Source organism: Candidatus Spechtbacteria bacterium (assembly GCA_016188605.1).
In the GTDB taxonomy this organism is placed as follows: Bacteria; Patescibacteriota; Minisyncoccia; order Spechtbacterales; family JACPHP01; genus JACPHP01.
The window spans coordinates 44,901-65,630 of the sequence record JACPHP010000003.1; the positions used below are offsets into that span (position 1 = coordinate 44,901).

18 protein-coding genes, 9 tRNA genes and 1 pseudogene are annotated in these 20,730 nt (G+C 45.6%); 19 read left to right on the forward strand and 9 right to left on the reverse strand.

What is annotated here, in order from left to right; translation table 11 throughout:
* Nucleotides 1–141: 141 nt before the first annotated feature.
* The 3 genes from HYV65_00585 to HYV65_00595 all read right to left on the reverse strand — a co-directional run bounded on the left by HYV65_00585 (nucleotide 142) and on the right by HYV65_00595 (nucleotide 5,053).
* On the reverse strand, nucleotides 142–3,939 hold the full coding sequence (locus HYV65_00585; protein ID MBI2462729.1) for a DNA gyrase subunit A: 3,798 nt from the start codon (nucleotides 3,937–3,939) through the stop codon (nucleotides 142–144).
* 71 nt (nucleotides 3,940–4,010) lie between these two features.
* Complete coding sequence (locus HYV65_00590; protein MBI2462730.1) at nucleotides 4,011–4,226, reverse strand: hypothetical protein; 216 nt, start codon at nucleotides 4,224–4,226, stop codon at nucleotides 4,011–4,013.
* Nucleotides 4,227–4,417: 191 nt separating this feature from the next.
* Nucleotides 4,418–5,053, reverse strand: coding sequence for an MBL fold metallo-hydrolase (locus tag HYV65_00595; protein ID MBI2462731.1), 636 nt, complete (start codon nucleotides 5,051–5,053; stop codon nucleotides 4,418–4,420).
* A gap of 250 nt (nucleotides 5,054–5,303) precedes the next feature.
* On the opposite strand from HYV65_00595, the gene HYV65_00600 reads away from it, so the two are divergent.
* The 16 genes and pseudogenes from HYV65_00600 to HYV65_00675 all read left to right on the forward strand — a co-directional run bounded on the left by HYV65_00600 (nucleotide 5,304) and on the right by HYV65_00675 (nucleotide 15,311).
* Nucleotides 5,304–6,395, forward strand: coding sequence for a S1 RNA-binding domain-containing protein (locus HYV65_00600; GenBank protein ID MBI2462732.1), 1,092 nt, complete (start codon nucleotides 5,304–5,306; stop codon nucleotides 6,393–6,395).
* A 275-nt stretch (nucleotides 6,396–6,670) separates the two neighbouring features.
* Nucleotides 6,671–7,474 (forward strand): hypothetical protein, encoded by an 804-nt coding sequence (locus HYV65_00605; protein MBI2462733.1) that lies wholly within the window; start codon nucleotides 6,671–6,673, stop codon nucleotides 7,472–7,474.
* 215 nt (nucleotides 7,475–7,689) lie between these two features.
* Nucleotides 7,690–9,510: an ATP-dependent metallopeptidase FtsH/Yme1/Tma family protein gene (locus HYV65_00610; protein MBI2462734.1), complete on the forward strand. Its 1,821-nt coding sequence runs from the start codon at nucleotides 7,690–7,692 to the stop codon at nucleotides 9,508–9,510.
* Between the two features lie 172 nt (nucleotides 9,511–9,682).
* Nucleotides 9,683–9,756: transfer RNA gene (locus HYV65_00615), tRNA-Ile, on the forward strand.
* 361 nt (nucleotides 9,757–10,117) lie between these two features.
* Nucleotides 10,118–10,189 (forward strand) — tRNA-Val (locus tag HYV65_00620).
* A 295-nt stretch (nucleotides 10,190–10,484) separates the two neighbouring features.
* Nucleotides 10,485–11,216, forward strand: coding sequence for an RluA family pseudouridine synthase (locus HYV65_00625; GenBank protein ID MBI2462735.1), 732 nt, complete (start codon nucleotides 10,485–10,487; stop codon nucleotides 11,214–11,216).
* 124 nt (nucleotides 11,217–11,340) lie between these two features.
* On the forward strand, nucleotides 11,341–11,832 hold the full coding sequence (gene rplS / locus HYV65_00630) for a 50S ribosomal protein L19 (GenBank protein ID MBI2462736.1): 492 nt from the start codon (nucleotides 11,341–11,343) through the stop codon (nucleotides 11,830–11,832).
* Between the two features lie 75 nt (nucleotides 11,833–11,907).
* Nucleotides 11,908–12,177, forward strand: a pseudogene (locus HYV65_00635) (LAGLIDADG family homing endonuclease).
* Between the two features lie 372 nt (nucleotides 12,178–12,549).
* Nucleotides 12,550–12,636 (forward strand) — tRNA-Leu (locus tag HYV65_00640).
* Nucleotides 12,637–12,730: 94 nt separating this feature from the next.
* Nucleotides 12,731–12,804: transfer RNA gene (locus tag HYV65_00645), tRNA-Val, on the forward strand.
* A gap of 42 nt (nucleotides 12,805–12,846) precedes the next feature.
* A tRNA-Phe gene (locus tag HYV65_00650) sits at nucleotides 12,847–12,918 on the forward strand.
* 165 nt (nucleotides 12,919–13,083) lie between these two features.
* Nucleotides 13,084–13,155: transfer RNA gene (locus HYV65_00655), tRNA-Gly, on the forward strand.
* A gap of 65 nt (nucleotides 13,156–13,220) precedes the next feature.
* The gene (locus HYV65_00660; protein MBI2462737.1) at nucleotides 13,221–13,484 is read left to right on the forward strand and encodes a hypothetical protein; all 264 of its coding nucleotides are present in this window, start codon (nucleotides 13,221–13,223) and stop codon (nucleotides 13,482–13,484) included.
* A 255-nt stretch (nucleotides 13,485–13,739) separates the two neighbouring features.
* Nucleotides 13,740–14,180, forward strand: a complete 441-nt coding sequence (locus HYV65_00665) for a hypothetical protein (GenBank protein ID MBI2462738.1) — start codon at nucleotides 13,740–13,742, stop codon at nucleotides 14,178–14,180.
* Between the two features lie 217 nt (nucleotides 14,181–14,397).
* The gene (locus HYV65_00670) at nucleotides 14,398–14,544 is read left to right on the forward strand and encodes a hypothetical protein (protein MBI2462739.1); all 147 of its coding nucleotides are present in this window, start codon (nucleotides 14,398–14,400) and stop codon (nucleotides 14,542–14,544) included.
* A gap of 110 nt (nucleotides 14,545–14,654) precedes the next feature.
* Entirely contained in the window at nucleotides 14,655–15,311 is a 657-nt protein-coding gene (locus tag HYV65_00675) for a 3D domain-containing protein (GenBank protein MBI2462740.1), read from the forward strand.
* 265 nt (nucleotides 15,312–15,576) lie between these two features.
* Here HYV65_00675 and HYV65_00680 read toward each other — a convergent pair.
* From HYV65_00680 to infB, 5 genes are all read right to left on the reverse strand, one after another.
* Nucleotides 15,577–15,663 (reverse strand) — tRNA-Leu (locus HYV65_00680).
* 24 nt (nucleotides 15,664–15,687) lie between these two features.
* Nucleotides 15,688–15,759, reverse strand: a tRNA-Cys gene (locus tag HYV65_00685).
* A gap of 52 nt (nucleotides 15,760–15,811) precedes the next feature.
* Nucleotides 15,812–16,813 carry a DHH family phosphoesterase gene (locus HYV65_00690; protein ID MBI2462741.1) on the reverse strand — a complete coding sequence of 334 codons (1,002 nt, stop codon included), beginning with the start codon at nucleotides 16,811–16,813 and terminating at the stop codon, nucleotides 15,812–15,814.
* Nucleotides 16,814–16,834: 21 nt separating this feature from the next.
* Nucleotides 16,835–17,170 carry a 30S ribosome-binding factor RbfA gene (rbfA, locus tag HYV65_00695; GenBank protein MBI2462742.1) on the reverse strand — a complete coding sequence of 112 codons (336 nt, stop codon included), beginning with the start codon at nucleotides 17,168–17,170 and terminating at the stop codon, nucleotides 16,835–16,837.
* A gap of 176 nt (nucleotides 17,171–17,346) precedes the next feature.
* A complete protein-coding gene (gene infB, locus HYV65_00700) occupies nucleotides 17,347–18,900 on the reverse strand; it encodes a translation initiation factor IF-2 (GenBank protein MBI2462743.1) in 1,554 nt (517 codons plus the stop codon).
* 467 nt (nucleotides 18,901–19,367) lie between these two features.
* Here infB and HYV65_00705 point away from each other — a divergent pair.
* From HYV65_00705 to HYV65_00715, 3 genes are all read left to right on the forward strand, one after another.
* Nucleotides 19,368–19,454: transfer RNA gene (locus HYV65_00705), tRNA-Ser, on the forward strand.
* A gap of 159 nt (nucleotides 19,455–19,613) precedes the next feature.
* The gene (locus tag HYV65_00710; protein ID MBI2462744.1) at nucleotides 19,614–20,210 is read left to right on the forward strand and encodes a hypothetical protein; all 597 of its coding nucleotides are present in this window, start codon (nucleotides 19,614–19,616) and stop codon (nucleotides 20,208–20,210) included.
* Nucleotides 20,207–20,479: a hypothetical protein gene (locus tag HYV65_00715; GenBank protein MBI2462745.1), complete on the forward strand. Its 273-nt coding sequence runs from the start codon at nucleotides 20,207–20,209 to the stop codon at nucleotides 20,477–20,479. The genes HYV65_00710 and HYV65_00715 overlap by 4 nt, the downstream gene beginning before the upstream one ends.
* 69 nt (nucleotides 20,480–20,548) lie before the next feature.
* Here HYV65_00715 and HYV65_00720 read toward each other — a convergent pair whose 3' ends face one another.
* Nucleotides 20,549–20,695: a hypothetical protein gene (locus HYV65_00720; GenBank protein ID MBI2462746.1), complete on the reverse strand. Its 147-nt coding sequence runs from the start codon at nucleotides 20,693–20,695 to the stop codon at nucleotides 20,549–20,551.
* Between the last annotated feature and the right edge of the window lie 35 nt (nucleotides 20,696–20,730).

A 20,730-nucleotide genomic window follows, 5' to 3' on the forward strand; every position in this document is an offset into this window, starting at 1 on the left:
GTGAATCATGAATTGTGAATAGAGAATGACTGGTTACTAAAGTGCATGATTCGTGATTCACTATTCATGATTCATTGTTGTAAGATTAATTACCAGAGATCTCTCGCGCTGCGCTCGAGATGACACATATGGCTCTACTTCTTACACTACCAGCGCAGATGCCACCTTATCCCCACTTTCAAGCCTCATAATGCGCACGCCTTGCGTAACACGACCGAGATGTGGAATATTCTTCAGACCAACACGAATGACATTGCCGCGCTCGGAAACAACTATTAATTCGTCCTCTTCTTCCTTAAGTATTTGCGCGCTAACAAGCGCGCCTGTTTTTGCAGTAATATTTGCCGCTTTAATGCCAAACCCGCCTCTATGCTGAACCTTAAATGAACCAATAGCAGTTCGCTTGCCGTATCCATTCTCCATGATAACAAGAATGTCTTGCTTCTTATCGCTCGCGCCAATCATGCCCATGCCTATTATTTCGTCGTTTTGCTTTACGTGCAAACCATGTACTCCCCCCGCGGCGCGACCCATCGAACGAATATCAGATTCTTTAAAACGAATACTCTGACCCTGTTTTGTTACCAGCATAATATCGTCTTTGCCTGTGGAGATTGCCACCCACTGCAAGATATCATTACCCTTCAAATGCAAGGCAATGAGTCCGTTGCGACGAACATTCTGGAAATCTTCGATCTCTGTCTTTTTGATTATACCACCACGCGTAACCATAACCAAAAATTTTGCTTCTTTAGGATTACGGTCAAGTGGGATAACGGCAGTTACGGTTTCGTTGGCAGTCAAATCCAAAAAGTTAACTAGCGCTTTGCCTCGCGCAATGCGCGTGGATCGCGGTATTTCATATGCCAGCGTTTGGAATACGCGACCCGTGGAAGTGAAAAACAAAATCCTGTCGTGCGTTGACGCGGACAAGAAATGCTCCACTAAATCTTCGCCCTTACGTTCAATGCCAAGAATACCCTTGCCGCCGCGATGCTGCTGCTTATAAACCGTTGGCTGTACGCGCTTAATGTAGCCGTCTTTAGTGATGGTGATAATAGTTTCCTCTTTTGGAATTAAATCCTCTTCTTTGAATTCTCCAAGAGCCGCGGCATGGACTTTCGTTTTGCGCGTCCCGCCGTAAAGCGTTTTAAGATCACTAAGCTCTTCTTTGATTTTTACCCACATGCGCTTTGGCTCGTCGAGAAGCAACGTCCATTCCGCGATAAAGCGCTTTTTCTCCTTCAATTCTTCTTCAATCTTTTTGCGCTCAAGATTAGCCAGGTTCTGCAAACGCATATCCAAAATCGCGCCGGCCTGAATGTCGGTAAAATCAAATTTCTTTTTCAAATTGTTATGCGCGTCGGCGCGGTCTTGCGACGCGCGGATAGTTTTAATAACCTCGTCAATGTGGTCAAGCGCTTTTTTCAAGCCCTCCAAGATATGCGCCCTCTCTTTAGCGCGCGCGATATCAAATTCCGTGCGCCTGCGCACAACTTCATGCTTATGCGCAAGATAATGCTCGAGAACCTCTTTCAACGAAAGCACTCTCGGCTCGATACCATTAACAAGCGCCAGCATGTTGAGGTGGAATGTCCTTTGCAGTTCAGTGAATTTGTATAAGCTGTTTAGAATTTTTTGCGGATGCGCGTCGCGCTTCAGCTCAATAATAACGCTCATACCGCGCTGGTCTGATTCATCGCGAATATCACGAATACCTTCGATGCGGCCGTCCTGCACAAGGTTTGCCATTGTTTCAATGAGAGTTGCCTTGTTTACTTGGTACGGAAGCTCTGTAATTTCAATATAAGAACCTTTTACGTCATCGCGTTCGTTTTCATCAAAAATCTGCGCCTCGCCGCGCATTAAAATCGGCCCCTTGCCTTGGCCATATGCCTCCATAATCGCCTTCTTTCCATATATAGTGCTTCCGGTTGGGAAATCAGGACCCTGAATAAACTGAAAAATATCCTCCAGCGTCGCTTTAGGATGATTGATAAGATGAATAAGCGCGTCCACCACTTCATTAAGATTATGCGGCGGAATGTTCGTCGCCATACCAACTGCAATACCCATTGTGCCGTTAAGCAAGAGCTGGGGAATTGCGGAGGGCAAAACTTTCGGCTCCTTGCGAGTGCCGTCGTAGTTATCCATCCAGTCAACTGTGTCTTTATCAATATCGCGCAGCATTTCTACGGCAATCTTGCTCATACGCGCTTCGGTGTTGTGATTGATAAAACCATTTGCCACGAATGAATGGCAATCACTTTCTACTTTTATAGAATAAACCTTCTCTATACCGCCGTCCTCAATTTTTACTATAGGATCAAAAAGATAATGATTATCCAAAAGTTGCGAAAAAAGATTGACAATGCTCGTTTCCACGCGATGCTCAACCGCTGTCACAACGCGCTCATAATTTCTTCCCATTTCCGTGTAACGATCGAAATTATGTTTCAATGCAAATTCACGCACATTGTACAAAACTGAATTGCTTAAATTAGCACGAACATAGTCAGATAAAAACGGTACTGTGTCGCTCGCGGTTTGTTCTTTGAAGAGTCGCTCGATGGCTACGGTTAGTTTACTTTTTTTGCGCTCCGAAATAAATCCAATTTCTTTTGCAAAAACAGAATAATTACTCAGCCCTCGCAAATAAAGTTTGTGTGTCGCGCGATATTTGTCAAAACGCTTGGTTGCCGCAATGCCAAATCGCAAGAGTAAAATTTGTAATTGGCTAAGCAATTGTTCACTTTTTGATATCGCGCTTAATTCAGTCATTGTAGCGCTAAAGGTAATAGTACCATCGCCCTCGAAATATGCGCGTATAAAAGAAGACGCAACTGCTTTTGACGAACGGAAAATAATATGGGGTATTGTTCTAGCGCCAGATTTTGCGGTAACTAGCCCTATATTGCGTAAAAAAGCAATTACATGCTGTGAATGCACTTCAAAAGTTTTATATGGCTTCGTGCCGTATGAATTGGGGCGGCGCTCGAAGGCATGCAACCGGCAGTCAGGAAAAACCCTCCTCCAACGCTCTGAAAATTCAGCCATCCATTCATCGTCCGTATTGCAAAACTCTAATTCTTTCTCTTTCAATGTACCTTCGGCAAGGAATGAACCGAGAATAAAAGCAAGATCTTCATCAAGCGCTTTGGGCAACTTTTTTTTCTGAATGCGCGCGTTGATTTGTTTCGGCCAATATGGAACAAGTGAAATATTTTTCACAGGCCATAATACATCCGCCGTACGGTCTATCACGGCAATGTCACCCACGCGAATATCTTGCAAAAGTTTCCAGCTAAATTCTGGTATCCCAGTAAGAACATTTTTCGTCCACGTAAGAATAGGATGATTGTAGGAACCTCTAATTGACGTTCCTCTCTGTGTAGTAATAGATAAAATGGGATGCTCTCCACTATCAAACCATTTTTTTACAGTATTTACTGTGTGGTCTTTAGAAAGGACTGAAATATCAACGGCTTCCCTTCCATCTGAAGAAACATCTTTAATGGGAATAAGGCCATTAGAAGTAACTACTAATGTGTCGCCTGTCACGCAATAACGCATAGCAGCCGCGCTATCGCCATCTATGGACCCAAAGTTTCCTTGCCCATCAACCAGCGTGTAACGCATGCTAAAATCCTGCGCCAAGCGCACCATAGAGTCATACACCGCCATATCGCCGTGAGGATGATACTTTCCCAGCACATCTCCAACCACCGCCGCTGATTTGCGATACCGCGCGCCCGAAGTCAAGCCCATTTCGTGCATGGTATATAAAATACGGCGATGCACCGGCTTTAAACCATCGCGGACATCAGGCAAGGCGCGCGCCACGATAACGGACATGGCGTAATCCAAATACGACTCCTGAACTTCGTCAGTAATTTCTCTTTTTTGAATATTTCCAATTGGATTTTCTGGGTCAGGCATGATAAAAACTTGAATACTGAATTGTGAATGCTGAATTGTGAATGACTGACCGAAGCATGATTCATGATTCACTATTCATGATTCATAGTTGTCGGCTGCATCATCTTATCAATCTCGCTCTTTGCAGTGTCGTCTATATGAAATTGCGGCATTTTTGATATATCAACATCACCTACCCTAGCCTTAATAGAACGCCCTAGTCCAAAAATTAGACCAAGCCCTACCATCGCCATTACAAAAAAGAATACGGCAATGCGTGTTGAGTATGTTGCGTTAAAGGGCCACATGCTGAATTTCAAAGTCCAAATGTCAAATTACAAATGAAATTCAAATTTCAAATGCCAATGCCCAAACTTTGGACTTTAGATTTTGACATTCATTTGATATTTGTCCCGCTTTGTCATAGCTATCCTAGATCGTGGCGAAGCCACGACGGGATCTCGCGTAGCGATGATAATTTGAACTTTGGTATTTTAATTTATATCTTCATCTCCACAATCTGCATTTTATCCTCCGATAAATCTTTTTTCTTGATTGTTAATTTATCTACAGCCTCACCTTCATGTCCTAGATCCTTCAAAAACTGCGAGGCATCATTGATAAGCGATTTAGAGCCGGCAATTTTGTAGTGCATGGGAGTAACCAACTTTGGCTCCACTTGGTGCACGATTCCCGCCGCCATCTCACCATCAATGGTATTCACACCGCCAACTGGAATCATTAAAATATCAACCTCGCCAAGTTGTTCTATCTGTTCGTCTGTCAACTTTTTTTGCCCCAAGTCACCGAGATGCGCTATGCGCAGATCTTCCACTTCAAAACTATACATTGTATTTAATCCTTTTTCCGCGCCCTGCTTATCATCGTGGAAAGAATTGATCCCAAAAATCTTTACACCTTTCACTTCGTATTCGCCCGGACCATCCACCAGAAAATATTTGCCGCCGATTGTAGATACATTGTTATGGTCTGGATGATCATGAGTAACCATGACAATATCGGCCTCACCCCTAGGCGGCTGCAAACCTATGGATTTATCAAAAGGATCGACAAAAATAGTGACTTTGCCGCTTTGCAAACGAAAACACGCTTGACCGTACCAGTTGATTACCATGACTGCATGATAACAAAATATTACTTGTAACTCAAGCTACAAATGCTTGTGCCCAAAAATTTCAAAGTCCAAATGTCAAATTACAAATGAAATCCAAATATCAAATGCCCAAATGCCAAACCTTTTGACTTTGGGCTTTGGGCTTTGACATTCATTTGACATTTGTAATTTGGACTTTGACATTCTGCTTTCCCCTCCTTCATAACCAACCTCTTGCAAAAGAAGCCAACCCGCTGTATATTCAAATAATATGAATACAGCAGTACAAACTCAACAAAAAAATGTAGTAAAGGAGGCCTTGCGGCAAGACAAGTCGCTTTTTCAATTGCCTAAAGAAGGCGACTTGGTTGAAGGCAATATTATCGGCCGCGAGTCTGGCGCTTTATATATTGACCTCGGGGCTCATGGCACGGGCGTCATATTTGGTAAAGAGTATTATCAAGCTCAAGACCTTCTAAAGAAAGTAAAAGTGGGAGAAAAGATATCAGCTAAAATTGTTTTGCTGGAAAACGAGGATGGCTATCGCGAGCTCTCTCTAAAGGAAGCTGGCGAGGAGATGTCGTGGAATGTATTGAAGCAAAAACAGCAAACCGGCGAGCTTATTGACGTCAGAATCACTGATGCCAACCGCGGCGGTCTTATGACAGAAGTAGAGGGCATGGTTGGCTTTTTGCCAGTTTCCCAGCTCACCCCGGCTCACTACCCAAGAGTAGAGGGCGGCGACAAGGAGAAAATCCTTGAAGAGCTCAAAAAATTCATTGGTCAGATCTTCCACGTGCGCGTACTAGATTCAATCGCCAAGGAAAACAAGCTTATCGTGTCGGAAAAGGCAGCGGAAAACGACGCGATTCAAGTGTCCCTCGCCAAATACAAGGTTGGCGACGTGGTGGAAGGCACAATCACGGGCGTGGTTGATTTCGGCGCATTTATTAAATTCGATCCATTAATAGAAGGTCTTATTCACATTTCCGAGCTGGACTGGCAATTAATTGAAAATCCTCGAGACGTGGTGTCAGTCGGAGATAAAGTACAGGCAAAAATCGTTGATATTTCAGCCGAAGGCCGCGTATCTCTATCCCTTAAAGCCCTTAAGCAAGACCCGTGGACAGGTATGGAAAGCCGCTTTAAGAAGGGTGACAATGTCAGCGGAGAGATTAAGCGAGTTCATAGCTACGGCGCGCTCGTACGCCTAGATGAAAATATCCAAGGACTCCTGCATGTATCTGAATTCGGCGACGAAGAAGCCATGCGCAAGGCAATTCACGAGGGAGAAACGCGTGACTTTGAAGTGCTATCCATAGATTCCAAAGAGCATCGCATAGCGCTGAAGCTAAAAGCCTAACATTTGATAGTTTTAACAAGAAGAGAGGTTTCGCCGCGGCGAAACCTCTCTTCTTGTTAATTACCCTAAAAACCCTTGACCCCGTTAAAGATACCTGCGGTAAATGGTTCAAAGATATTAGTTTTAATAACCCACATGCAATATTTAATTTATTTAAAGGCATAAATCTCTAACGGGGCTTGACAAGATTTTCGATATGGTGTAACCTGCAAAAACAGTAAAAATCTGGCACTCGGCCAGAAAAAGTTTTTTCAAAAGGAGGAAGGAGGGTCGGTTTGGCTGGCGATAAGAAAGGACCTCGTCGTCGCGATTTCAGCGACGACGAGGAAGAGGGTGGAGAAGATCGTACGGCGGAGCGGGCGCTCCGCGATGGACGGAAAAGCCGTGGCCAGCGTAGCAACGGCAATAGTCGCGACCAAGGTCGCGAGGAAGAAAGGTTCAAAATGACAAGTCCGGCGACAACGGCGGATCAGCTCGAGGCCCTCAAGGCCAACGGCATCGGCGGCAACGCCCACACCGACGAGGTAGTGGACTGTCCGCGATGCGGCAGCGGCAAGAAGGATGCGTCCTTCTTGCAATGTTACCGCTGCCACGTTGAATACCTTTCGGCACGGTCAGCGAACGTGGCGGCCAACGCCTCGGCAATCGAGGCGTTGATGTTCGGCGGGAAGGCCTTCATGGCCTACCCCGAAGCCGAGGCGGAGGCGCGAAAGACCAACCTGTTCCCGGCCACGGAAGAGGCTTGGGTCCGCAGTCAGATCGATATGGCTGCGATCCGTGCCGACCTCGCCACGGCGCAGGATGCCCACGCCGCGACCCGCGCTCTGGTGGACGCGGAGGTCCAGCGCCTGACTGGCGGAAAACGGGTCCCGGACAAGGACCTGTTCCAGCGGATCGTCACCCGGGCGCGCAACAGCGTGCCCGGGAGCCAGACCAACTATGAGGCGATGAGGCAACAGGAGCGTCGCTTCGTCGCAGCCATGGCCTTCATCACCGCCGCCCCGTCGGTCGACGCCGTGACGGAGGCAACCGCCACCGCGCCGGCCGACCCGACCGCCGAGGACACCACCCCGGCCTAGACCTTCCGCCCTAGCCCAAGGCGGGCGGAAGGAAAGGGCCTTCTGACACCAAGTCAGAAGGCCCTTTTTCATTTCAAAAATTAATGATATAATCTAGACAGGCTTTTAGTTGTCATCTCGAAGTCCCGCAGTGGCAGGACGAGAGATCTCTCGCGCTACGCTCGAGATGACAAACTTTTTCTATACCTTAAACTAAAATTATAAATTTAACCCTCATGTCTTCTCTCTTAAAAAATATCATCCTGGTCATCATCGTCTTTCTGTTTATTACAGGAATTTTTACGCTTTGGTACTCACCTCTTCAGAAAACAAAAGATATCACGCTTAGCAATCTCGTCACTGAAATAAATGAAGGCAAGGTGCAGTCAATCACTGTTAATGGCAATGAACTTTCAATTACGCTAAAGGACAGTACCAAAGAAAAATCACAGAAAGAAACCGATGCGTCACTCACCCAGTCGTTAATCAATTATGGCGTATCAAGCGACAATCTGCGCGGCGTAGACATCCAATATCAAAATGAATCCGGCTGGGCTTATTGGCTCGGTATTCTCATTCCATTCGTCCTTCCATTCTTTATCGTCGGATTCTTCTTATGGTACATGATGCGCCAGGCACAGCGCGGCTCTAACCAAGCCATGATGTTTGGGAAAACCAGCGCCCGCATGTTCGGCCCGCAAGGCAAAAAACAAAACGTTACTTTCAAAGATGTCGCCGACATGACAGAAGCCAAAGACGAGCTTAAAGAAGTTGTGGAATTCCTGCGCTTGCCACAGAAATTCTTGAAAATGGGCGCGCGCATTCCGAGGGGCGTGTTGCTTGTTGGCCCTCCGGGAACAGGCAAAACCTTGCTTGCCCGCGCAATCTCTGGCGAGGCTGGCGTTCCCTTCTTTGCTACATCAGGTTCTGAATTCGTAGAAATGTTTGTCGGCGTTGGCGCTTCGCGCGTGCGCGATCTTTTCCAAAGCGCGCAAAAAGCAGCGCCGGCGATTGTGTTCATTGATGAGATTGACGCGGTTGGCCGCTTGCGCGGAGCCGGCATGGGCGGCGGAAACGATGAACGAGAGCAAACTCTAAACCAGATACTTTCTGAAATGGACGGTTTTGAGCGCGACACTAATGTTATTGTTATTGCCGCGACAAACCGCGCTGACGTGCTTGACCCGGCGCTGCTGCGCCCAGGCCGCTTTGACCGCCATGTATTCGTGAGTAATCCCGACCTCGCCGCGCGCCAACAGATTCTTATAATTCACGGCAAAGAAAAACCGCTTGCCAAAGATGTGGATTTAAACATTGTCGCCCAGCGCACGCCAGGATTTTCCGGAGCCGATCTTGCAAACTTGATGAATGAAGCGGCAATACTTGCGGCGCAAAAAAATCAAAAAACAATTTTACAAATAGATATTCTAAATTCCATAGAAAAAGTTATGCTTGGCCCGGAAAAGAAAAGCCAAGTTTACTCAAAGCTAGAAAAAGAAATTGCCGCGTACCATGAAGCCGGCCACGCGCTTGTTTCAGCTTCGCTTCCCGAAGCAGACCCGGTGCATAAAATTTCTATTATCCCGCGCGGCCCTGCCGGCGGATACACGCTTAAACTTCCCATTGAAGACAGACATTTCTACGGCAGAAAACATTTTGTAGCGGAATTAGCGGTAATGCTCGGCGGCTATTCAGCGGAAATATTTCACTTCAACGAAATTACTACAGGCGCCTCCGATGACCTTAAAAAAGCTTCAGAGCTTGCGCGAAGCATGGTTACCAAATACGGCATGAGTAAAAAGTTCGGCCCGCAAGTATTCCAAGAAAAAGACGAAACTATATTCCTCGGAAGAGAATTTGCCGCGCAAAACAACGTGTCACAGGACATTGCGATGAAGATTGACGAGGAAGTCGCCACGTTTATCAGAGCGGCCTTAAAGACAGCACAAAATATTATTAAGAAACGAAGCGCGACGCTTGATAAAATAGCACAAACACTTATCACCCAAGAGACGATTGAGAAACAGGAGTTTGCGGAGTTGGTGGCGGGAGCGTAGGATTTAATCCCTAATATCGTCATTGTGATCCGCCGCCCTGGGCGGAGTGGCCCGCCAGCAACGCCTTAAGCGTAGCTTTGGCGGGCTGGCAATCCCGTCGGTAATAGGTTTACGATTTAGGATTTATGATATACTATAACTGCGTGCAATTGCACGCAGTTATAGTATAATTCCGCCCTTAGCTCAACTGGTTAGAGCATCGAGCTTATACCTCGACGGTTCCTGGTTCGAGTCCAGGAGGGCGGACAGGGACTAAAACCCCAAAGTAGAGTTTATGTTTTCAATATGCCTTGGCGGTTTCCTGGTTCGAGTCCAGGCGCGCCCACAGCAAGGATATTTAGCAAAGTACTTATAAGGTAGGCCTTGCGGAAAAACCGCAAGGCACGCTATATTTTGTACTTGCTCGTTCCTCGCAAACAAAATATGCGGGCGTTTAGCTCAGTGGTAGAGGTTGAAAGCAAACTGCTTTGCTTTCAACGGAAAGTTTAGGTTTGGCATCCCCGCCGCAGCGGGGCGGCAAACCGTTTAAACTTTCCAGTGCACCTTTATTGCTTACACCGAGCGCAGCGTAGCGAAGTGAGGATAATTAGCAAGATAATTCAAGTAAGGACGGTTAGCTCAGTGGTAGAGCGTCTCGTTTACACCGAGAAGGTCGCAGGCTCAATCCCTGCACCGTCCACATTAAAAAATCTAACGGGGCCGGAGGCTCAATCCCTCCAACGCCCACCATTCTTCGCGCAGCGGAGAATGCCCTTCGTAGCTTTCCCGACCTTCGTAGCCAAAGCTACTTCGGCGGAGCAGGCAACGAAGAAGGGCATAGACAAATCTACGTATTCTGCCTTTGGCATTAGCTGCGCTACAAATGGCACAGCCTAAAAATTATTACACTTTATCCCCTAGCTAAATATTAGGGGCTACGCGGTACAAGCACAAGTATTAGATTGACGCGTCCAGTATATTGGCGCGTTTGTTTTATGAATCCCCTACAAATACTTTATCAAGATAAAGATATTATCGTCGTCAATAAACCTGCTGGTCTTGCGGTGCATAAAAAATCGCCGAGCGACCCCCAAGAAACGCTCGTTGATATTTTGCTAAAACAATTTCCCGAAATTGCCGATGTTGGCGTTGATTCTCTTCATGCGGGGTATCGGATACCCCGCATGTCGGTACGCCCTGGAATTGTGCATCGCTTAGACAAATACACTTCCGGCGTAATGGTAGTAGCACACAACCAAGAAACATTTGAATGGCTAACCAAGCAATTCAAGGACCGCCTGATTGAAAAGCAATACTTTGCGCTTGTAGTAGGCAACCCTAAACAGGACCGCGGCACTATTGAGCTTCCTATCGGCTCTCTGGGTGTTAAAAAAACCACCAGGCACATGCGAGGCGGCAAGGCGCGAAAATGGCGCGAAGCTCGCACCGACTGGCAGGTATCTAAGCGCTATGAAGGATTTACTCTGCTCTCAGTAACTCCTAAGACCGGCCGCACTCATCAAATCCGCGTCCATCTATCATCCATAGGGCTACCAATTGCCTGCGACTTTTTTTACGGAGGCAAAAATATCCTATGCCCTGCCGGTCTTTCCCGCTTCTTCCTACACGCCTCCCGCCTGCGCTTTTCCCTGCCCGGAAACCGCAAAATGGAATTTTCAGCCGACATACCGCCAGAACTGCAAGAAGCCATTGAAAAAATCTCTTAAATATGCTTAAATACAATGGTATTAAATAAGATAGTAGTAAGTAGTTGTGGTAGTGAGTAGATTTACCCCCGCGGTTGTGGGACGACAAGTCTACCAACTACTCACTACTAATTACTAACCAACCATGAACAAAGTACAAGAATATCTAAAACCATACATGCGCGCCCAGGTTCCGCCAATGCGATCTGGTGATGTTGTGCGTGTGCACGAGCGTATCGTAGAAGGAGGTAAAGAGCGTATCCAGGTATTTGAAGGACTAATTATCGCCCGTAAACACGGCAACGGCATCACCGGCACATTTACCGTCCGCAAAATCGCGCGCGGCAATATTGGCGTGGAGCGTACTTTTCCAATACATTCTCCTCGTATTGAAAAAATTGAAATCGTACGGCACGAAACCGTCCGCCGTTCAAAACTGTATTATGTACGAGACCTTATCGGCAAGAAAGTGAAGCGCCGAAAAGCAACTCCAATTGAGCAGATGTTTGCCATGGAAGCGACGAAAGAAGAAGTGGCGGAGCCAGAGGAAGTAGCGGCAGAAGTTGAAGAAAATGTAGAAATACCAGAAGTAAAAGCCCAAGAAAAAGCAGGTGATGCTTCTACAAATATAGAATAAGCCTGATAAATTCTAGTTTAAAAGTTTTTTGTAAATTTGTGCTATAATATTGGTATACGCTTTTAGTTTGAGATTATGGGCATTCGTAAATCAAAAGTACATATAGAATGGTCGGCTGATTTCGCATACGCAATCGGGCTTATTACAACAGATGGCAATCTATCAAAAGATGGACGCCATATTAGTTTCACCTCTAAAGACAAAGAACTCATCATTACATTTAAAAAATGCTTGCAAATAGAAAATAAAATAGGGAGAAAAGGCAGAGGGTCTCAATTGGAAAAAAAATACTACGATGTCCAGTTTGGAGATATAAACTTTTACGAATTTCTGCAGTCTATAGGTCTATCTCCGCACAAATCTAAGACCCTTTCTTCTTTAAAGATACCGGCAGCATTTTTCTTTGATTTCCTACGTGGTTGCTTTGATGGGGACGGTAGCGTTTATTCATATTGGGACAAAAGATGGCGAAGCAGCTTTATGTTTTATTTCAGCTTTTGTTCTGCGAGTATTGAATACACGAATTGGCTTCGTACAACTATTAAAAAACATGCAAATGTAAATGGTCACATAAATAAAGGTGCGAGAATTTTCCAACTAAAATATGCCAAAAAGGAAGCGGAAATTCTTTTTAATAAAATGTTTTACAGATCAAATCTTCCTTGTCTTAGAAGAAAAATAGAGAAAATAGAGAAAATTTTAATCATCAATAGACATGCGGACGTGGTGGAATCGGTAGACACGCAGGCTCGAGGGGCCTGTGGGAGCAATCCCGTGGAGGTTCAAGTCCTCTCGTCCGCACCAAACTTTGAATTGTGAATAATGAATACAGAATCATGAATGGCTAATTTTCCGTATTCATTATTCTTGATTCATTATTCTGTATTCTACGGTTAACGCGCGATTAGCTCAGTTGGCTAGAGCGTCACATTGACATTGTGAAGGTCGCAGGTTCGAGCCCTGCATCGCGCACACTTGTGCATTGTTGCACAAGTACATTTATAATAAGTTTATGCCGGGCTAGCTCAGCGGTGGAGCGCTGCCCTGAAGAGGCAGGCGTGCCCAGTTCGACTCTGGGGCCCGGCACATCAATTTTTGTAAAGCAAAAATTGAAATTTATAGGTAAATGTTTTAGACTTTGGTTATTGATATCTAGCATTTGTTTGGAAATTAAAAAATGAATTGGCAAAGTCCCGTTTTAGCTAAAACTGTGCGGGCCTTGCCACGCCGTAGCTCGCGAAGCGAGCGTAGGCGGGTGTCGTATAGTGGCTATTATATCTCCTTGCCATGGAGAAGACGGCAGTTCGATTCTGCTCACCCGCTCTGCTTGACTAAAACAACCAAAACTATATTACTACTTTAGTATCGGAATAAAGGAGGAGTATCTCATGTCACCTCGCGGTTATCTTCCCTCAATCATTGTTGATGGAACCGATTACGTATTTGTCAGTAACGAACGTAAGGATGGCCAACGAATCCTAAAGTACCTCGAAAACTCAATGGATTTGCACTTCATCATTAGAAGCGAAGCGCGCAACAGAAACGACGAAGTAGTGCCGGGTTACGTAGGCGTGTACATTTCCGAGGCCGACAAGTCTTCTGATGCCTACTTCAACTGGTGGAAAGCAACAATTCAAAGCCTTGCTGTATAGAGGTGCTACCCTCAAAGGAGTGCCCTCGCACTAAAACGTGTGGGGGCTTTTTTTTATGCAAAGCTCGGTACAACAAACATCTCCTCACTTATCCAAAAGGTTTTAACGTCGCTCGTTAACCCACTCCAATTAGAACAGCTCCACAGTTGAGGGGCTGTTCTAATACACACACGATTCATATTTACAGAACATGGTTTCTATGCAAGTATATTCCAGCCATCACGTATACGGATAGCGAAAGGAGATACTAGCTAGATGAGGACTAGAGCTAAAAAATCATCTAAAGCTTCGGCTAGCGAACTTGTCATCACGCCTTGCGACTATGATGACGAAACAGTCCATAGGTTCCTCAAAGGAGGCAAAGCCATGCTTATTGGCGGCCTACTTGCTCTAAATGAAGGAGCTAATATTGTTAGGGTTGTGCGCGCAATTAAGGCGCGGGTCGCGCAAAGTGAAGAAGATCATCTTTCCGGAGTCCACGGCTGGGTATTCATTAAAGGAGATCCATCTATAGATGGTATGCATTATATAGAAAGTGGCCAAGGAGCCACTGGAGGCAATGTCTTTGATATCGCCATGACCTCGGTTCCATGCTTTGCGGCTATATTAAATGACGAGATTGCGGAAAAGGGCGCTAACTGGCAGAATCTCTGTCAGGCCATAGATTTTGCCCTTGAATTTACAGAGAAATATTAAAGACGTTTTAGGTCAAAAAGCCCGCAAATGTGGGCTTTTTTCATATTTTTTGGACCAAAATGACACCACTTGTTCTGCCCCTTGTCTATTGACCCCGTTAGAGATAAATGTGGAAAATTGGTTGGGGATAGAAGTAATAATCAGCCAACTTCAACACTTATACTATTTGGGGCATAAATCCCTAACGGGGTTGACTAAAATGCCGAAATATGATAACATGATGAATTCTCCACAAATAGTGGAGATTTATTGTTTCTGGCAGTGGACCTTGGGTGTAAGCCCAAAGGCGAGCGCCAGTCCAAAGCCCTATGGATTGCATAGAGCGGAGGAAGCCATAGAAATTCAGCATCGCGGCAAGACATAATCTTCTTTAGAGAGGATATGCCGGTAATAGAGCTAGGTGCGAGAAGCTTCCATATCCCCCCAGATGGTCAAGGAAGCGTCTCAGTAAACCTCAATGGGATGGGGCAAAACATGGATTTCATCTTAAGTATGATAAATCTCTTATCAATAGGACGAAAAAGCATTTTCAGTATTGTTGCTTCAAGTCCCTACGGAGCTCTAGCAGTACTTATCTTAGTTATATTCGCATTTCCTCAGTATTCTCTTGGCAAGACGCTTACGTCTTCAGATGAAGTTCTTAACGGAACATGGAGCGTAAGTCCGTATGCAGTGGCTTCGACCCTTTCGACTGGTTCGACTCCTTCAATAAATTCCCCTCAATCTAATTCGGGTCAGGCACCACAACCCTCGCTTTCTCAATACGTAGTCATCAACTCTACAAGCATCAAATCATCCTCGCACCCAACAAGCGCGTCTACAAGAAAACCGACTGCAAAACGTATGTGGTTAGTTGCTACAGCATATTCTTCAACACCAGACCAAACCGATTCCACTCCTTTTATTACAGCAAATGGGACATACGTTCATAATGGTATTATTGCCGCGAACTTCTTACGCTTTGGCACAAGGGTTCGCATTCCTACAATCTACGGTGACAGAATCTTCACCGTTGAAGACAGGATGAACGCGCGTTATTCATACCGCATTGATATTTGGATGCAAACACGAGAAGAGGCTATACAATTTGGTTCGCGAATCATACCAATTGAAATAGTAAGCGAATCCTAAAACTAAATCCCGTTCCGCCTAGGCGGAACGGGATTTAGTTTTTCAATCCATTTGTTGTTCATGGCGCCGAAAAACAGCCGTAAAGAGTTATGCACAGCACACAAAACGAAACTCCCAATCCATGGATTGGGAGTTTCGTTTTGTGTGCCGGGAGAGGGAGTTGCCCTAAAGGGTCCGGGGCTGACGGTCGCCTAAAACGACATCGTCAGCCCTTCAACTCCCTATGCACGCAAAGCAGTTTGCGTGCGCTCCCGTCACTAAAAATTGGTGCCGGGAGAGGGAGTTGAACCCTCAAGGGCTTGCGCCCAGTGGATTTTAAGTCCACAGCGTATGCCAATTCCGCCATCCCGGCTTTTTGCTTAAATTTTTTCCATTGAGGCGCCGGCGGGAATTGCACCCGCGAATGACGGTTTTGCAGACCGTAGTGTTGCTACTTCACCACAGCGCCTTAATTCACTTGTACCGAAAGCCAGGCTTCCACAAAACGCTTCCGCGAAACGTTAATCATTAATCAGTAAAGCTCTCGCCGCCTCTTTCAATTTCTCTTCCACCCGCTCAACGTTCCCTTCTACTTCAAACCCTGAAGCATATTTATGCCCACCACCTCCTAGCAATTTCGCAATTGCCGACACATCAACTCCCTTAAACGGCTCGCTGCGCAAGCTTCCCTTTACCCGCCCCTCCTTATACTCTAGCAAGAATGCGGCAAAGCGCGATTCCTCAACCGTGTTTAGCGTTTCAACAACTCCCGACAGCTCATCTTGAGATATATCATAACCAGAAAATTGCGAAAAGGATACTGAAGCATACACCATTTTCAGCGTCTCATCAAGCTTAGTACGGCTAAAAATATCTCCCCAAGCCCTCAGTACATGGGGAGGTTTAGCAAATACATGCTGTTGAATTTGCGAAATGCTTGCGCCTTTTTCCATCAAATCCGCTGTTACGGAAAGCGCGCGCGCCGTGGTGTTGGCATGTACAAACCCGCCAGTGTCAGTAAAAATACCAGTCAACAAGCACTGCGCGCAATCACTTGAGATAGTAAGCTCCAATTCCCGCGCAAACAAATACAACAGCTCCGCTGTTGACGAGCAGTCTGAATCAATAACCATCACATAGCCGCTCTGCCTATCAACTGGGTGATGATCAAAAGTAACCATCTTAACTTCTTTGCTTAAATATTGACTAGGAATGCCAAGCCGATCAACATTTCCATAATCAAGACCAATGATAAGATCGGCATCGGCAGGAAATGTAGAAACTATCTTTTTTGCGCCAGCCAAAAAATACATGCTCCCGGGAACGGGATCGCAAGAAAATCGTATCACGGTTATCCGCGGCAAATTTTTTTCAATCAAATCCGCAAGCCCGAGCATTGAACCAATAGCATCGCCGTCCGGATTTTTATGAACAGCAATAGCCACGACTTTGCTTTTGGATATTTCTTCGTAGGCGGCTTTAAACAAAGAGGTGAATGATTCTTCGTACATAGCTAGAGACAATTCAATACTAATTTAGAATTTTTACTCCGTATCCAACAATCGCAACGCCTTCTCTGTCTCCGCCGCTTCTTTCTCCACTTCATCAACACGGAAAATCAATCGAGGAACATGCTTCATGAATAAACGCTTGTTGAGTTCGCTTTGAATCTGCGGAACAACACGCTCTAAATCTGCAAGTATTTGCTTTGCTCTATCAAAAGGATAGATGCTCAAAAAAACTTTGGTGGTGCTTAAATCTTGCGCCACGCTCACGCGCGTGACCGTTACAATACTATCCTTTGGCGAGAAGGTTTCGTGAAGTATAGAGCTTGCTTCGCGCTGAATAAGTTCTTGTACCCTTTCAATTCGTCGAGGCATAGGTATAAATTAAAAATTGTCAGCCAGAGGCTGATCCGCCTTTGGCGGAAAAATTACTATGAAAAAAAATTACGGCGTGCCGCAAAGCGGCACTATATACATTGCGTTTTGCCCCGCAGCTGCGGGGCAAAACGCAATCCCACACTTTTTCATTTTTCATTTTCTATTTTTCATTTTTATACTGTCATCTTCTTCTTTTCCACGCTGAAAAATTCCAACACATCACCTACTTCTATTCTAACCCCTCCTTCGTACAGCACACCGCACTCATCTCCTTTATTTACTTTTTCCATGTCTTTGTCTTGAATCTTGATGCGAATGATTTTTCCTTCGCCAATTTTTTCTTCATTTCGCATGACGCTTACATGTGCGCCGCGCTTGGCTTCGCCTTCTATCACGCGGCCGCCGACAATCATGCGATTCTTTTCTGTGCGGAAAAGCGCTATAACGCGCAGTTTTCCAGTCTCTACCTCTACTATTTCGTTTATCAGCATTTCTTCCATTACTTCACGTATGCCCTGCACGAGGTTGTATATAATATCATATGATAAAATTGTCACTCCCATCTGATGCGCGAAGTTTTGCGCGGCCGGCATAACGCCTACGCGAAAACTAATAATCACCGCCTTGCCGCTTGAGGCAAGTTTAACGTCTGATTCGTTTACATCGCCAACGTTTTCAAAAAGCACTCGGAGAATAACATGCTCTGACGGCAAGGCGCGCACAAGCTCATGAACTGCTTCCAAACTGCCATGCACATCTGCCTTTAGGATAAGATTTAGAACTTTCCGATCTCCAGAAAAATCTAGCACATCACCTTCCTGATCTTTCTTAGACTTTTCTGCTGTGTATGCTTGCGCTTCTTCAAGGGTAGAAAATACTTCAAATTTATCGCCAACTTCAGGCGCGTCTTGAAGACCAAGCACGAGTACGGGCATTGATGTTGAAGCAACATCAACTGCGCGCCCCAAAAAATCTTCCATTGATTTAATTTTACCAGACACGGAGTTTGTTGCCACAATATCCTGTCTGCGCAGCTCGCCTTCGCGCACAAGCAACGTCGCAGCAAAACCACGGCGAGAATCCATAAACGATTCAATCACCGCGCCTTTAGCCGGTCCCTCAATACGTGTTTCCGTGCCCTCAACTTCCCAAAGTAAAAGTATGGTGTCCAAAAGTTCCTCAATGCCAGCGCCTGTTTTAGCAGATACTTCTACCACAGGAACAGTGCCGCCAAATCCCTCAACCAAGACTTCTTCCTCTAAAAGCTGGGTTTTTACTTTCATTGCGTCTGCTGCTGGCTTATCCATCTTGTTCATAACTACAATGTACGGAATAGCCGCTTGTTTGATGTGCTGGATTGCTTCTTTAGTTTGTGGTTTTATGCCGTCCTCTGCCGCAACCACCAAAAGCGCGATATCTGCCACATGTGCGCCTCGCGCGCGCATGGCATGAAACGCTTCATGCCCCGGGGTATCCAAAAAAGTAATAGGTTGCTGTTTTTGAAGCACCTGATACGCGCCTACGTGCTGAGTGATGCCACCTGTTTCTTTTTCCGCCACTCTGCTTTTACGAATATAATCAAGAATAGAAGTTTTGCCATGGTCAACGTGACCAAGAATAACAACAACGGGCGGGCGCGTGCCCACCTTATATTGCTTCGATGCGCCAGCTTGTCCGCCAGAACTTTGGCGAAGGCGATCTTCAGTTGTTTTTGTTACTTTGTCCATAGGGTAAATAAAATAGGATAGCAATCAATACGACGGGCGAAAAAATCGTTTACGCAATACCTCTAATTTAACCAGAAAATGACGAAAAATTCAAGGGGCTATTGATTTTATCAATACCTTACTACAAAGACATAAGATGTAACTACTCACGCCCTTTTTGCCTCCCGCCATTGCGATCCCCGCCAGAGGCGGGCAGGTGCCCAGGGCGGAGTGGCAATCCCGTTAAACTTAAACGAATACAAAATTGCTTCGCTACTGCTCGCAATGACGTTATGGGAAAGGATGAGCGATTGCATTACCGCATTATTTACCTATATTTGCTTACGTGTTATCTTAAATTACAAACGGTGGGGTGCCTTGGGACCAAGGTCCATCAGCCCTGGGCTGAGAGTGAATTACTTTATGTATTATGTGTATATATTAAAAATAGAATAAAATATCTTTTGCAAAAAGATTGAATAGCTTACGGTGGGGTGCCTGAGTGGTTGAAGGGGACGGTCTCGAACACCGTTAGAGGAGAAATCCTCTCGTGGGTTCAAATCCCACCCCCACCGCAACGAACGAAGTGAGTGAGAATGGGGAGCGACACAACTGCTTGTGTCGCGTGTGGGATTTGAAGGGTTTACGATGTCTCGCTAGACGAGACCGTAAACCCAGGGCACATTAATCCTCCCACCCCCACCGCAAAGTTAGAAGAAGAAAGGAGTATTGTAATGAACCTTACTATTATTTTCGCGGTAGCAGCTCTAGCTTGCTTAATATTTATCTACGGATTCTTTTATACCCCAAAACTTCGCGCGCAACGTAAAGCTAAAAAACAGCAAGCTAAAAAACTAGAGGAAGAAATCAGATCGCAAAAAGCCGCGGCGAAACTCCGCGCATGGCAAATGCTTGAGCCGATGCTCACGCCCAAACAACTATTGCAAAAAGAAAAATATGGTTATATCCTAGAAAAAGGGTCGTGGGGTTATTATCTTATTCCCATGAAGCGCATAACAGTTCTTTTTCAATCGTATTCAACCACCGAAGCACTAAAACAAAGAATGAATGCCTATGAAACTGGCAGAATAACACAATATGCTGCGCGCGCAGAGCGTTGCTCTATTTGCTTAAATGATACGGGATGCGAAGCGCCTTGGTATGATGCCGTAGCCACTTTTCTTTATACTATTCGTGGCGGAGACGAAGTTGTTATTTTTGAAAAAGGAGTTGTGCTATCGCTTAGCTTTTTAACGGACAACTACTCTAATATTCTGAATCTTCTTAGCGAAGCGTTAGCAAGCGCAACAGAGCAAAGGAGCGACCAATGAACATCCTCACCAAAACAAGTCCGAAGGGCGATGAACTTGTTGCGACGTGGAATCCTGCGAAGGTTGCCGAGGGCGATCCCGAAGCTCTCGCCGCAGTAGCCGAGGCAGAACGTATTTTTGAAGAGTTACGCACGGGCAAGAACCCACAAAAAATTGCCTACACCCCATTTGCAATCGATGATCCCGTTACGCGAAATGGCCATCAAATCGACAAGTTTGAGCCGATGGCAGGCGAAATCTCCATGCGCCACCCGATTGCCGGCGGCTAAAACCAACTCACCAAAAGGCCTTCTGCCAAGAGCAGAAGGCCTATTTTTATAGACCAAACAAGCAAAGGACTATTTTACGATTTGCTTCCACAGCCAGATAAGGGCAAGCACACCGACTAAAAGCCAAATTAGCAATCCCAGCCCCATAATCGACATCCAGAACCCTCCTCCTAAGCCAAAACTTTGCATCATATTCCAATCATAATAATTCATCATAATAGAATTGTGGTTAAACTTTAACGACCTTTTGA

Coding starts and splice junctions, on each gene's coding strand:
- HYV65_00610 (MBI2462734.1), top strand. CDS start 7,690: ATGTCTTCTCTCTTAAAAAATATCATCCTGGTCATCATCGTCTTTCTG.
- infB (MBI2462743.1), bottom strand. CDS start 18,900: ATGGACAAAGTAACAAAAACAACTGAAGATCGCCTTCGCCAAAGTTCT.
- rplS (MBI2462736.1), top strand. CDS start 11,341: ATGAACAAAGTACAAGAATATCTAAAACCATACATGCGCGCCCAGGTT.
- HYV65_00625 (MBI2462735.1), top strand. CDS start 10,485: ATGAATCCCCTACAAATACTTTATCAAGATAAAGATATTATCGTCGTC.
- rbfA (MBI2462742.1), bottom strand. CDS start 17,170: ATGCCTCGACGAATTGAAAGGGTACAAGAACTTATTCAGCGCGAAGCA.
- HYV65_00715 (MBI2462745.1), top strand. CDS start 20,207: ATGAACATCCTCACCAAAACAAGTCCGAAGGGCGATGAACTTGTTGCG.
- HYV65_00675 (MBI2462740.1), top strand. CDS start 14,655: ATGGATTTCATCTTAAGTATGATAAATCTCTTATCAATAGGACGAAAA.
- HYV65_00710 (MBI2462744.1), top strand. CDS start 19,614: ATGAACCTTACTATTATTTTCGCGGTAGCAGCTCTAGCTTGCTTAATA.
- HYV65_00665 (MBI2462738.1), top strand. CDS start 13,740: ATGAGGACTAGAGCTAAAAAATCATCTAAAGCTTCGGCTAGCGAACTT.
- HYV65_00660 (MBI2462737.1), top strand. CDS start 13,221: ATGTCACCTCGCGGTTATCTTCCCTCAATCATTGTTGATGGAACCGAT.
- HYV65_00595 (MBI2462731.1), bottom strand. CDS start 5,053: ATGGTAATCAACTGGTACGGTCAAGCGTGTTTTCGTTTGCAAAGCGGC.
- HYV65_00720 (MBI2462746.1), bottom strand. CDS start 20,695: ATGATGAATTATTATGATTGGAATATGATGCAAAGTTTTGGCTTAGGA.
- HYV65_00590 (MBI2462730.1), bottom strand. CDS start 4,226: ATGTGGCCCTTTAACGCAACATACTCAACACGCATTGCCGTATTCTTT.
- HYV65_00585 (MBI2462729.1), bottom strand. CDS start 3,939: ATGCCTGACCCAGAAAATCCAATTGGAAATATTCAAAAAAGAGAAATT.
- HYV65_00600 (MBI2462732.1), top strand. CDS start 5,304: ATGAATACAGCAGTACAAACTCAACAAAAAAATGTAGTAAAGGAGGCC.
- HYV65_00670 (MBI2462739.1), top strand. CDS start 14,398: ATGATGAATTCTCCACAAATAGTGGAGATTTATTGTTTCTGGCAGTGG.